Annotated in this window: 11 protein-coding genes; 9 read left to right on the top strand and 2 right to left on the bottom strand. The window is 27.2% G+C overall.

The features are described from left to right. Nucleotides 1–7: 7 nt before the first annotated feature. The 5 genes from IPM32_02805 (at nt 8) to IPM32_02785 (ending at nt 4313) form a co-directional block, all read left to right on the top strand. The gene (locus tag IPM32_02805) at nt 8–1117 is read left to right on the top strand and encodes a serine/threonine-protein phosphatase (protein ID MBK8944178.1); all 1110 of its coding nucleotides are present in this window, start codon (nt 8–10) and stop codon (nt 1115–1117) included. A gap of 120 nt (nt 1118–1237) precedes the next feature. Then, nucleotides 1238–2284, top strand: coding sequence for a site-specific integrase (locus IPM32_02800; protein ID MBK8944177.1), 1047 nt, complete (start codon nt 1238–1240; stop codon nt 2282–2284). Between the two features lie 11 nt (nt 2285–2295). Then, nucleotides 2296–3039, top strand: coding sequence for a hypothetical protein (locus tag IPM32_02795; protein MBK8944176.1), 744 nt, complete (start codon nt 2296–2298; stop codon nt 3037–3039). Between the two features lie 81 nt (nt 3040–3120). Next, the gene (locus IPM32_02790; GenBank protein MBK8944175.1) at nt 3121–3375 is read left to right on the top strand and encodes a helix-turn-helix domain-containing protein; all 255 of its coding nucleotides are present in this window, start codon (nt 3121–3123) and stop codon (nt 3373–3375) included. Next, the gene (locus IPM32_02785) at nt 3372–4313 is read left to right on the top strand and encodes a hypothetical protein (GenBank protein MBK8944174.1); all 942 of its coding nucleotides are present in this window, start codon (nt 3372–3374) and stop codon (nt 4311–4313) included. Before IPM32_02790 ends, IPM32_02785 begins: the two co-directional genes overlap by 4 nt. A 662-nt stretch (nt 4314–4975) precedes the next feature. On the opposite strand, the gene IPM32_02780 is transcribed toward IPM32_02785, so the two are convergent. Further along, complete coding sequence (locus IPM32_02780; protein ID MBK8944173.1) at nt 4976–6103, bottom strand: hypothetical protein; 1128 nt, start codon at nt 6101–6103, stop codon at nt 4976–4978. A gap of 136 nt (nt 6104–6239) precedes the next feature. Here IPM32_02780 and IPM32_02775 point away from each other — a divergent pair, with 136 nt between their 5' ends. The 3 genes from IPM32_02775 (at nt 6240) to IPM32_02765 (ending at nt 10643) form a co-directional block, all read left to right on the top strand. Then, nucleotides 6240–7157, top strand: coding sequence for a site-specific DNA-methyltransferase (locus IPM32_02775; protein MBK8944172.1), 918 nt, complete (start codon nt 6240–6242; stop codon nt 7155–7157). A 552-nt stretch (nt 7158–7709) separates the two neighbouring features. Continuing rightward, nucleotides 7710–9722, top strand: coding sequence for a WD40 repeat domain-containing protein (locus IPM32_02770; protein MBK8944171.1), 2013 nt, complete (start codon nt 7710–7712; stop codon nt 9720–9722). A 144-nt stretch (nt 9723–9866) separates the two neighbouring features. After that, nucleotides 9867–10643, top strand: a complete 777-nt coding sequence (locus IPM32_02765) for a hypothetical protein (GenBank protein MBK8944170.1) — start codon at nt 9867–9869, stop codon at nt 10641–10643. Nucleotides 10644–10718: 75 nt separating this feature from the next. Here IPM32_02765 and IPM32_02760 read toward each other — a convergent pair whose 3' ends face one another. Then, nucleotides 10719–11105 carry a DUF937 domain-containing protein gene (locus IPM32_02760; GenBank protein ID MBK8944169.1) on the bottom strand — a complete coding sequence of 129 codons (387 nt, stop codon included), beginning with the start codon at nt 11103–11105 and terminating at the stop codon, nt 10719–10721. Nucleotides 11106–11464: 359 nt separating this feature from the next. Here IPM32_02760 and aceE point away from each other — a divergent pair, with 359 nt between their 5' ends. Continuing rightward, nucleotides 11465–14140: a pyruvate dehydrogenase (acetyl-transferring), homodimeric type gene (gene aceE, locus IPM32_02755; GenBank protein ID MBK8944168.1), complete on the top strand. Its 2676-nt coding sequence runs from the start codon at nt 11465–11467 to the stop codon at nt 14138–14140. The last annotated feature ends 4 nt before the right edge of the window (nt 14141–14144 follow it).

Below are 14144 nucleotides of genomic sequence, written 5' to 3'. Positions count from 1 at the left end.
AATTAAAATGAATGAAAATTATAAAAACCCTAGCGAAAAAAAATTATACGAAACATTAAAAAATGATATTTCGGAAGGCGGCTTTAGTACAAATATTTCTAAAGATTATTCTGAACTAAAAGAATTTTTTCTTACAGATGAAAGAAAAAAACAGCTTACCGGAATGGGAAAATTTAAAGGATTTTTCTACATGCTCGGTTGGATGTTGAAAGATCTTTTGCTAAAATTAAATCCAACTAGAAGATTACTTTTAATTCTTGGAATTGTATTTCTTGTTTCAGCTGGTAATTTTGGACTTAATGGAAACAATGTAAATTTTTCTTACGACACAAGTGTTTTGGGCGGAATAATAATATTATTTATTTTGATGCTAGAGCTTAAAGATAAACTTTTAGCAAAGGATGAACTCAATGCTGGAAAATCTGTGCAAGTTGCGTTAATGTCGGATAAAAATCCAAAAGTTGCTGGATGGAAAATTTGGTTATTTACAGAGCCCGCAAATGATGTTGGCGGTGATCTTGTTGATTTTGTAAAAACCGGTGAAAGTAAATATGGAATTACACTTGCAGATGTTTCCGGAAAAGGTTTAGCTGCTGCATTGCTTATGTCTAAACTTCAAACAATAGTTAGAGCTTTTGCTCCGGATATGACAAATCTTTCTGAATTTGGCGAAAAGATTAATAAAGTTTTTCATAAAGATATTTTGCCAAATAGTTTTGCTTCAATGGTTTATTGTTCAATTCAAGAAAACTCAAGTAATTTGGAAATCTTTAATGCGGGACATTTACCGCCGGTAATTCTTAAAGAAAATGAAATTGAAATATTGCCAAAAGGCAATGTAGCATTGGGTTTATCAAACTCTGCAAAATTTACGACACAAAATATAAATTTAGAATCTGGAAATAGTTTAATAATATTTTCTGATGGAGTTACAGAAGCAAGAAATTTTAACGGAACATTTTTCGGCACGGAAAGAATTTATAAAATATTAAAAATTTCTAGTCAACTTTCACCTCAGCAAGTGGGGGAAAGATTATTACAAAACGTTAAAACATTTATAGCTAATGAAAAAAAACATGATGATCTTTCTATTGTAATATTGAAAAGAAGTGAATAAAAGTGTAAATTAAAGTTGAAAATTTAATTAAAATTAAACAATAGTATATCTTTTGTTTTCTTTTATTAGTATTTATTTTAATAATTTTAGATACTTTTTAGAAACTAATATTTTTATATCATGGGTATAATTTTAAGAGAAAGAAAATTAAAGAGTAGAAAAACTAGTTTTTATTTAGAGTATAATTTAAATGGTAAGAAAAAGTTTGAATTCTTAAAAATTGATCTTGGAGAGAAAAATAGCAAATATAAAGAGGAAAGAAAACTAGCAGAAGCAATAAGAGACCAAAGAAAGTTAGATTACTTTTATTCTAGCAATAATTTACCAAATAAAAGTAAAACCAAGATAAATCTTGTAGAATATTATTTAAAAAATCTACAATTGAAACCACCAGACAGACCATCATGGACAAACTCATATCTAAAACTTAAGCAATTTACTAATGGCAAAATTAGATTTAATCAGGTGACAGTTGAGTGGTTGGAAGAATATAAAAATTATTTATTATCAAAGGTTTCTCAAAATACAGCTCATCATTATTTTGCAAATTTGTCAACTGTGTTTAATCAAGCTGTGAAGGATGGAATAATTGATAATAATATATTGAAAAGAGTAAATCATATACCAAAGAAAGATGTTAAAAGAGAATTTTTACTTGATGATGATATAAAGAAATTAATTAAAACTGATTGCAAAGTTCCTGAAACTAAAAGGGCATTTTTATTTTCTTGTTATACTGGACTAAGGTTTTCAGATGTGAAAAATTTGACATGGGGTAATATAAAAAATGATCAGATTGAGTTTAGACAAATTAAAACTAATAATGTTGAGTATTTGCCACTTCACAAAGATGCAAAAAAACTTTTATTTGAGAATTCATCAAACAATATTATTCCAATACCAATGATGAAAGTGTTTAATCTCCCATCAAAGTCATATCAAAATTCTATAATTAAAAAATGGGTGAAATCAGCAGGAATTAATAAAAACATTTCTTTTCATTCAGCAAGGCATACATTTGCCACATTAGCATTGACATATGGAGCAAATATTTATACAGTCAGTAAGTTATTAGGTCATAAAGATATTATGACAACTCAAATTTATGCTAAGATAATAGATAAAAAGAAAATACAAGCTGTTGATGCTATTCCTAATTTTTTGTAAAAAATTTATAAATGAAAAAAACTTTGAAAAATAATGATAATGATTTAATAAAGAAATTAATTGAATACACTCAATTATTGATTGATATTGATATTGTGAAATTGAAATGTAAACCAGATTATTTTAATTTTATTACAAAAAATATTACATTAAAAAACAGATTGAATAATGCTGCTCATGAATTTATTGAAAATGATGAGACATTTGTTATTTCAGAGACTTTACTTTTAGAAATTGTTAAGTTTGAAAAGAATGAGATAAAGAAAGAGTATGAATTATTCAAAAGTATAATAGATAATAATCAAAGTATAGATCAGAATAATTTTAACATAGAAACAAGAAAAATAGTTTGGATTTCAAAATTAGAAAAACTAAATAGTTTTTTCAATATTTTAATTGATAAAGATTTAATAGAAAAATGTTCATCAAAGAACTTTATAAATCATTTTCAAATTTCAAATGGTAGTCAATTAGAAAATAAAAAAAATATAAAAAGTAATTTTATTATATGGAAATCATCACAGAGATTGCTTGTTGTATTATTTGAAATGCTTTCAATTAAAAATTTTATCAAAGAAAATTTTTTTGACCAGGACAATAAAGGATATGTAATATTAACAGAAAATTTTATTGACATTAATAAAAAAAAATATTCTAACGCAAGACTGAGTATAGCAAGTACTCAAAATAAGCTTCATTCAGAGAAAATCAACACATTAGCAAATGATATAATTTCCCTTCTATCAAATAATTAGTAATAACTTAAGACTAATTGAAATCAGCATTTTGAACCACAAAATTGTTGTTAAGATTTTTTAATAACATTGGAGTTTAAAATGGCTAACAATAAAAATGATACTTTGTTTTTAACTTTCAAACAAGCTGTTTCTTACTTAGATATTTCAGAATCATATCTTTATAAGTTAACCCATCAAAAACAGATTTCATATTTCAAACCTGGAGGCAAATTAATTTATTTTGTAAAAAGTGATTTAGATGCATGGGCATTAAGTAATAAAATTAGTTCACAAAATGAGTTAGCAGATAGAGCACTATCTTATATCACTAATGAAAAATGGAGGAAAAAATGATTGATACAATAGGTTTATACATAATAACCCCAATAGATAAATTTATTGATGAGATTCCATTTACTTCAGAATTGAAGGAAGACATAAAAAATAATTGCTATTGGTTAAAAAATTTAAAAATTAGTGGAAATGAATATTGTACATATGTGAAGGGAAGTTTGACCAGATTTCACTTGGACACAAATTTTAAAAGTCTTTCAACAGCTGGATTAATAAAAGCATTAGATAATCTACAGTCAGCACTAAATAAACACGCAGCAGATTTGAATATTTATAGAATTGATATTGCTAAAAATTTTAATGTAAAAAAAAATATTCAAAGCTATTTGTCTGGATTGAACTCACTTAAATTTTTTAGAAGAGATACTATTGGAGAAACACTTTATTTCAGAAATAACTCAAGTGAATTATGTTTTTATGACAAATTAAAAGAAATAAAAGAAAAAAAAGAAAATGTTGAAATAAATGATAATTATAGTGTATTAAGATATGAACTCAGATTTATGAAAGGTCTAAAACAAAGTTTAAAACTTAAAGGGGAAAAAATTACAGTTGAAAATTTATATGAAAAAGAATTTCTTGATTTGTTAATAGATCATTATCAACATATATTTATGAGAATTAAAAAAATGCCAACTGATAATATAAATATAGAACTTAGTAAAATACCTTTAGTTACACCTAAAATTCTTAAATCATATCTTGCTTCAGTAGGTTTAGAAAAAATTGGTGTCTCTGAAATAATCAAACATTTTAATTTAGATGCTTACACTTCACAGCAAAAATACCACTTGAAAAATTGTTTATTAAATTTAAATAACTATTTGAAAATTGATATAACAAGAAGTGATTATCAAGAACTTGAAAAGGGTATAAAAAAAAGAGTCAAAAAAACTAAGCTAGATATTGAAGAGTACTTTTTAAAACATTACTCTTAATATACTAATAGTCATTTAAATTGTATTATATATTAAGCTATGGGTTGTGTGTAATTCAGATGTGGTGAAGTATTCAGATGATACATCTGTTAAATCATTATCTAAATATTGTATAAAATTATTTATTTAAATAACTCTATATATGGATTAAAATTATTTTTTATTCTTTATTAAATAATGGAAATAGTTGGTAAATCAATTGGTAATTATTGTATTAGTATTAAATTGCTACAGCAAATCAACAATACACACAATTGTTTCTATTTAATGCTAGTATTTAAAAATTCATTAATTTATGAATTCTTTTGTTTAATGTAACTCTACTTCTATCAATTCATAATCAATTTTTGTTTTTAAGTGTGCTCAAATAGACTTTTTTTATAAAAACATAGATAAAAGATGGCAGTTATAATTCCTTGTCTAAAATGAAATTTATTGGGGATTTTTGTTTCAAATTTTTATTTAAAATAATAGAAAAAAAATTGAATAAAATTGTTTTTAATCCAGACTGATAGGCAAATTGTATTTTAAGTAAATATTAATCTATAGTTTTCAATAAGTGTGTGTGTGGGGGGATTATTAAAAAATATAAAATATTTTTTTTGATAGTTTTTTTCAAATTTCAGCACACACAAAAAAAATATAAAAAAAACAGTTGCAATTTAAAGAATTTTTGAATAGGCTAATGATAGATCACCTCTTTCTATATATGATTTTGCTTCAGGAACATTGTTTAATTGGCCATGTGTATATCTAACTTCACTTCTAAATATTATTTCCATCTTTGTTTGTTTATTGATAAGTTTTGTAAATATATTTAATTGAGATTTATTAACACTATAATTCACTTCATTTAATTCTAATATAACATTGAATTCACTATTAGAAGGTACCTTGTAAATTTCCAAATTAGAATTTGTTGTTTTTGCATAATAATAACCATGCTCCTCAATTCTAAAAAATCTTTTTAGAAGTTTAGAGTCATAATATTTTTTTTTTAGAATCAACTTAATAATATTTTCACCAGCTGCTTTTGAACATTTAGATTTAGCATCTATGTATTTTTCATTTTTACTAATATTTTTATTAATGAATTTTGAGAACACATGTTCTCTTATGTTTCCATCTGTTTGATTATGGAATGATTTATATGTTAAACTGGAAAAATTAGGAATAGTTTTTTCATATGGGCTTCCTCCAACATATTCAAATTTATATTTCAATTCATCATTTTTATTAAGACTAAGCTCTGAACTATATCTAGGACATTTATAATTAAAATTTGTTTTTATAAGATGATCTTTAATTAAATCTCTAGTAGTATTAAACCAATTATCTAATTCAGTAGAAGCAAAATCTTCAAATGCATGTAACTGACCTCTACAATATTTTTCTTCTCCAATAAGTAAGTTGATTAACTTATATAATCCCATATTCTCAATTATAAAGCTATGTTCTTTTAGTGAAAATCTATTATCATCAATTATGATATCAACTACAGAATCACTTTGTGTTTCTGTGCCTGTCCAACAAATTTTAGGATTAGCTTTTATACTAAAAATTTCTTTTATTTTTTCACCCAATTTTAATCCATTCAGAATAGTATCCAATTCCTGTGGATTGAATGAAATATCATTTTTAGCAATGTTAGAAATAGTAAGATGGTTAGTATTAGAAATATTTTTAATAGATTCAAAAAAATAATTGGGTTTAATAGTATCAATTGGTTTGTTATTATAGAAAGAAAAGCCTACACTAAGTTCTCTTAAGTTAGTAAGAACATCACCCATTTAACACCATTATATTTTTTAATAATTAACAATTTAATTAAAAATTTAATAATATCCACATGGATTAAATTCTATTAAGATAAAGAATAGGAGAAATGAATTTACTATATTTCTAAAATGAATTTCTAAGGCTTTAATGAATAGCAAAAAATATAATAGAAAAGGAACCAAGACTAGTTCATTTGGATCATCTGGAAGAATTAATCATGATTCTAGCTCATTTTATAGTAGTAAAATATTTGAAAATGTGATGAATGATAAAATTCAATATGTTGAAAACAAGATTGATCCAAAGTTTTTAAATAATATTTTTTGCAATTCAAGTGTGAAAATGAATGAGTTACCAGATAATAGTGTTCATCTAATGGTTACTTCACCACCCTATAATGTTCAAAAAGAATATGAAAGTGATTTATCACTTGAAGAATATTTCCATTTGGTAAAAAGTGTAATGACTGAAGTTTATAGAGTCCTGGTTCCAGGTGGTAGGGCATGTATAAATATAGCAAATGTTGGTAGAAAACCTTATATACCATTACATAGTTATCTCATAAAAGATATGATTGAGATTGGCTATTTGATGAGGGGAGAAATTATATGGGACAAGGGGGCAAGTGGTGGTGTTTCAACAGCATGGGGAAGTTGGTTATCAGCCTCTAATCCTGTTCTAAGAGATAAGCATGAATATATTTTAATTTTTTCAAAAGATACATTTTCACTTAAATCAAATAAAAAAAAGAGTACAATTGATAAAAAAAGTTTTTTAGAAAATACATTAAGTATATGGACATTTCCAACAGTTTCAGCAAAAAAAGTTGGTCATCCAGCTCCATTCCCTATTGAATTACCTAAAAGATTAATTCAACTTTTTACTTTTCAAGAAGATATTGTTTTGGATCCATTTTGTGGAAGTGGTACAACTTGTATTTCAGCATTAAAGGAAAATAGGAACTTCATTGGTTATGATATAAAACAAGAGTATGTTGATCTTTCTTTGAAGAATATAAAAAATATTTTTGAGAACAAAAATCAAGAAAATTTAGTATTTAAATAAATTATTTGTAATAGATGAAATAATGTATTGTAAAGTCTATATTCAATTGATATTTCCAACTCAAATAGATTGTTTTGATAATAAGTGAAAATAACTTGGAATATTAACCCAATAAATTTAATCATAAGGAAATAGAAAGGGTTAATATAAAATTTTAATTTTAAGATTTTTAAAAGAAACACTATTAATTAACAATTATCATATCTTATATTTTAAGAATTCTCAAAATAAAATATATAAATAGTAACTATTTAGTAACTAAAACCAAACAGATCCATTTTAACTAATTATTATAAAACAAGTTATAAATTATAAATACGATTATCTTTCTATTGTAATTTTGAAGAAGGATTAAAAAATTTTTCTAGTAAAACGTAAAATTTGAAAACATATAAATCAAAAATTATAGTAAAATTTTAACTTCTTTAAAAAATATTTTACTTAGTACAAAAGAAAAAATATTTCGTTTAAATTCTATTCAAATAAGACTTTATAAAAATTTGATAAAATAAGATAATTTGTATAATTTCATCTAATTCAATTAGGTGAAAAATGAAAAATATAATTTTATCAATTGTATTATTTTTAACCAATATTTTATTTTCTCAAACATCACATAATCCTCAATACCAATCGTATCTTGCACATATTTCAGCGGCAAATTCTTCGCTTAGGTTGAATGAAAAATCCGAAGCTAAAAAATGGATTGAAAATTCACCAAGAGAATTTCGTGGTTGGGAATGGAATTATCTTAAAAATAAATTAGAACAAAGCACAGCAATTTTGGATTTGAAAGAAATTACGCCGACAAAAATATCATTAAATAAAAATGGAAAGTTAATAATATTTGGTGATCTCGAAGGAAAAATTCATATCCGCAATTCTGAAAATTTTGAGCAAGAAAAAATTATTGAAGGACATTTAAACACAATATACTCCGCAAAATTTTTTGATAATGATGAAAAAATAATTTCATGCTCACGAGATACAACAATAAGAATATGGGATTTTAATTCCGGCAAAGAATTATGGAAAACGAAAACCGGCGGTTTGGGGCTTGCTGATGTTGATGTTTCACCGGATGGAAAAACTATTGCGTATTGCTCTTGGTATTTTAATCAAAAAGGAGTAAGGGGATTTATTCAAATATATGATTTGGAAAAGAAAGAAAGAATATGGCATAAAGAATTTAATACACATCCGCTTGTTTCAATAAAATTCTCGCCGGATGGAAAAAAGTTTGCAGTCGGAAGTTGGGAATGGCAAGTTGGTGTTTGGGATTTGAATGATCTATCCATAAATAAAATATTTGATTTCAATGATGTGAAAACTTATTCCGCTATTGATGATATTGCGTTCAGTCCCGATAGTAAATTAATTGCAGCAGCAACAAAAAACACTTCACCAAGAGTTTGGGAAATTGAAAGTGGAAAATTAATACAAGAATTGCGCGGACATTTAAAACCGGTTTATACAATTTCATTTAATAACAATGGAGATAAAATTTACACAGCTGGTGATGAAGGTGTTATTATGTTTTGGGATCTAAATTCCGGAAATCATTTAAATACAATGTTTGGTCACGAAGGAAAAATACATTCGCTAAATATTTCAGAAAATGGGAATGAAATTTTTACTGCATCAAAGGATAATACAATTAGAAAATGGAAAACTAATACTGGGTTGGAATTTACTAACCCAGAAGGAAGAAATAATTCTGCAACATACGCCGTTGATATTTCCAAAAATGAAAAATTATTAGCAATGAACGGACCAGATTCATTATTAAGTATTTGGAATATTGAAAGCGGCGAATTTCTAAAAAACATAAATGGAATAAATTCTGATTTATTGAATGATGTTTCACTCAATAACGACGGTACTTTAGCAGCTGTGTGCAATTGGAATAATTCCGTTAAAATTTATAAAACCGATACAGGTGAATTATTCAAAAATTTTCAAGGATCAAATGGTGGAAGTGCAAAAATAGAATTTTCTCCGAATGGGAAAATTGTTGCAATTATTTCAACAGAAAAAGCAATTGTTTTGTGGGATGTTGAAACCGGAAATTTGGTAAAAAAACTTTTATTGGAATCTCGACCATTCTCATTAAAATTTAGTAGTGATGGGAAAATAATTTCTGCAGGTGAATCAAATGGAAAAATTACTTTATGGAATTCCGAAAAATTAGAAAAGATTATGGAAATCCAAGCGCATAAAGGTCAACCGAATGATTTAATATTTTCAAAAAATGATGAAATTATTTTCAGCGCTGGTGAAGATGGAATTGTAAAAATGTGGGCAGTAAAATCCGGTAAACTATTAAAAGAATTTGAAGGACATCAGCAAAGAGTTTTTAGTTTAGATATTACTCCGGATGAAAAAAGACTGGCAACTGGTTCCGCAGATTTAACCGCAAGAATATGGGATATTGAAACCGGTGAATCAATTTTAATTTTGTCTGATTTTTCAAATCCAATTTACAATATTTTATTTTATCAAAATGGGAATAAATTGTTGGTAAATTCTTCTGGGGTAGAAATTAAAATTCTTGATGCCAAGTAAATATTTTTTAAAATAAATTGAGATATCTTCAGCTTTAATTGGACAACAAATCTTGTTTTAATCGAAATATTTTGTTAGGTTAAATTAAGCACTCCACAAAAATCACCGCTTAAAAATTTATTAAACTAAAAGAAAGAGGTGTTTATGAAAATTCAAAAACTAAAGAAGTTTTTGTTTTATGGGTTTATTACATTTATATCAATTTCAATAAATGCACAAGAAATGGTCAAAGATCAACTTTTCTTAATTCATGAAGAAATAGCCAAAGTTGAAAAGTTTGATCAATATGAGGAATCATCAAAAGAATGGTTAAAATTTATGACGGAAGTTGGACTTGATATTCCTCAAATTCACGTTTCTCAAAGAGATGATTTTCATTATTATTATTTAATTCCAATTGCTAATTACGCTGAAATTGATAAAATTCATGATAAATTTATGTCAGCTTATGAAAAAATAGATAAGCAAAAAGCCTCTGATTTTGAAACAAAAAATTCTGAAAGTATTGAGACGTATAAACAGTTTGTTGCAAATTGGTCGGCTGATCTTTCGTATATTCCCAAAACTCCACACGTTAAACAAGACGAGGGGAAATTTATGCATTGGATGTTTTTTAATTATAGACTTGGGAAACAAAAGGAAGTAAAATCAATTTTAAAAGAATGGAAACAGCTTTACGAAAAAAATAATCTTTCTTTTGCATATGATGTTTGGACAATAGATATGGGAGAAAATGCAAATATGATTGTAATAAATGAACTTTATAAAGATGGTGCAGATTATTACAATAGTATGAAAGAAATAAGCAGTAAAATAAAAGCAGATGAAGAAAAACTTTGGGCAAAATTTGCTCCGTTAATTCTTAATATAGAAAATAAATACGGAAGTTTAAGACCAGATTTGAGTTATACAAAAAAATAAATTCTATTAAAAAAATAAAAAAGCCGTGAAATTATCACGGCTCAATTTTTAGAAATTGGGGGAATTTAATTAAAATTATTTTTTACCAAAAAGCCCGCCTAATAAATCCATACCTTTACTTAATATATCGCCTTCTGGAACTTTTCCATCTGGAGTTAATTTATCAACAGCTTGCGGTAATAAATTAGTTAATTGAGAAAGTACTGAACTTTGATCAATTCCTAATTTTGATGCAATATCTTTTACTTGATCAGAGCCAAGAGCGTTTTGCAATTGATCTGCAGAAATAGCTTTGTTTTCGCCAGTGCTTACCCAAGAACCAATAATATCACCCAATCCTTTTGAAGCAAATTGGCTTACCAATCCACTTAAACCGCCTTTCTGTCCGCCAATTAAATTCATGACAATCGACATGAGATCATTTTTATCTCCACCGCCGAGAACTGATTTTAGCATATCCATATTTTATTCCTTTTTTTTGTGTGAAAAAAATTGTGTTGTAATATATAAATTTATTTGAAACTTCACATATCAATTTTATAAAAGTTAAAGAATTTAAGAATTTTTTGATAAAAATATATTTTAAATAAATCGAATTATTTTACGATCTATATCTTAATAATGTTTCAAGATTAATTTGGTGTTGCATATGCAACCAAAACTCAATTTTTATAAGCATCTTTCTTGAAAATACATGAAAACTTCTGTAAATTGTTATATAATAATAATTTATTTGATAAAATTTTGATTGTACTTTAAGGAAAATTAAAATAAGATAAAATAACTTTTAACAAGTTTAGAAAATAATAAGGAAATTGTAAATGGATTCCACAAAAAGAGATAGTATTGAAGATTTAAATGAGATAGAAACTCGTGAATGGTTAGAATCCCTTGAATTTGTTTTACAAAATGGTGGACCTGAAAGAGTTAAACAACTTCTACATGACTTGGATACTTATGCACATCAAGCTGGTGTTGAGCTTCCTTTCACGGCAAATACACCATATATAAATACAATACCTAAAGAAAATGAACCCAAATTTCCCGGTGGACGTGAAATTGAAAGACGAATAAAAAGTTTAATTCGTTGGAATGCAATGGCAATGGTGGTTAGAGCAAATAAAATTGATCCTGGAATTGGCGGACACATTTCAACATATGCTTCAGCAGCTACTCTTTATGAAATTGGGTTTAATCATTTTTTTAAGGGAAAAGATAATAATAATCAAGGTGATCAAATTTATTTTCAAGGTCATGCAGCTCCTGGAATTTATGCAAGAGCTTATTTGGAAGGAAGATTGGATGCAAAGAAATTACATAATTTTAGACATGAATTAAAACCCGGCGGTGGACTTTCATCTTATCCTCACCCAAGATTAATGCCGGATTTTTGGGAATTCCCAACTGTTTCAATGGGTTTGGGTCCAATTATGGCAATTTATCAAGCAAGATTTAATAAATATTTAGAAAATCGTGGATTAAAAACTCCATCAGAATCAAAAGTTTGGGCATTTTTAGGTGATGGTGAAACCGATGAACCGGAAGCTTTGGGTGCTATTTCTTTAGCTTCACGAGAAAAACTTGATAATCTAATTTTTGTAATTAATTGTAATTTGCAAAGATTAGATGGTCCCGTTAGGGGGAATGCAAAAATTATTCAAGAATTGGAAGCCGTATTTAGAGGTGCTGGATGGAATGTTATAAAAGTAATTTGGGGAAGCGATTGGGATCCGTTATTGGAAGCTGATAAAACCGGACTTTTAACAAAAAGGATGAATGAAATTATTGATGGCGAATCTCAAAAATATATTGTTGAAGGTGGTTCTTACATTCGGGAACATTTCTTTGGGAAATATCCCGAGCTTTTAGAACTAGTAAAACATTATACAGATGAAGATCTTGCTAAAATGAAAAGAGGCGGTCATGATCCTGAAAAAGTCTATGCCGCTTTTAAATCTGCAGTAAATACCAAAGATAGACCAACTGTAATTTTAGCAAAGACCGTTAAAGGTTATGGTTTGGGAGAAGCTGGCGAAGGAAAAAATATTACTCATTCTCAGAAAAAATTAAATGAAGATGAACTGAAAGAATTTAGAAGCAGATTTGGAATTCCAATGTCTGATGAAGAAGTAATAAATGCTCCATTTTACCGACCAGAAGAAGACAGTCCAGAAATTCTCTATCTCAAAAAACGTCGACAAGAATTAAACGGTTATGTTCCAAAAAGAATTGTAAGAAACCAAAAAATAAAAACACCTTCCGAAGAATTGTTTAAGGAATTTCACCTCGGAACGGAAGGAAGAGAAGTTTCCACAACTATGGTTTATGTAAGGATTTTAACAAAACTGTTGAAAGATAAAGAAATAGGTAAACTTATTGTTCCGATTGTTCCGGATGAAGCAAGAACATTTGGAATGGAAGCCTTATTTAGACAAGTAGGAATTTACTCAACACGCGGACAACTTTATGAACCGGTTGATAAAGATAGTTTGCTTTATTATAAAGAAGCAGTAAACGGACAAATTTTGGAAGAAGGAATTACCGAAGCCGGATCAATGTCATCTTTCATTGCTGCCGGAACAGCTTATGTAACTCATGGCATAAATATGATTCCTTTCTTCACATTCTATTCAATGTTTGGATTTCAGAGAATTGGAGATTTTGCTTGGGCTGCAGCAGATATGCAATGTAAAGGATTCTTAATTGGAGGAACCGCCGGAAGAACAACTTTAGCCGGTGAAGGTTTGCAGCATCAAGATGGGCACAGCCATGTATTTGCACATTCAATTCCAACCGTTAAAGCTTATGATCCAACTTTTGCTTATGAACTTGCTGTTATTATTCGTGATGGAATTTATAGAATGTATGAGCTTCAAGATGATTGCTATTATTATATTACTGTAATGAATGAAAATTATTCAATGCCCACAATGCCGGAAGGTGTTGAAGAAGGAATTATTAATGGAATGTATAAATTCAAAACTTCCGATAAGAAATCAAAATTAAAAGTAAATCTTTTGGGAAGTGGATCAATTCTAAATGAAGCAATTAAAGCTCAAGAAATTTTAGAAAAAGATTACAATGTTTCTGCTAATGTTTGGAGTGTTACAAGCGCTAAAAATTTACATTATGATGCTTTAGAAATCGAAAGATGGAATCGCATGAATCCACTTGAAACAAAAAAGAAAAATTATATTCAACAAATTACGGAAGGTGAAGAAGGAATATTTATTTCAGCTTCAGATTATTCACAAATTTTAACTGATTCAATTTCAAAATGGTTTCCAAATAAATTTACATCTTTAGGAACACTTGGATTTGGAAGAAGCGAAAATAGAGAAGCATTAAGAAATTTCTTTGAAGTTGATGCAAAGCATATTGTTTATACAACTTTATATTCACTTTTTGAAGATGGAAAAATCAATAAAGAAATAATCATTAAAGCTGTTTCTGATTTGAAAATCGATTTACAAAAAAGTAATCCAATAAAATCATAACTTA

The organism is Ignavibacteriota bacterium, assembly GCA_016716225.1.
Taxonomy (GTDB): Bacteria; Bacteroidota; Ignavibacteria; order Ignavibacteriales; family Melioribacteraceae.
The sequence above is the reverse complement of the archived record's forward strand: the minus strand, read 5'-3'. Positions and strand labels throughout refer to the sequence as shown.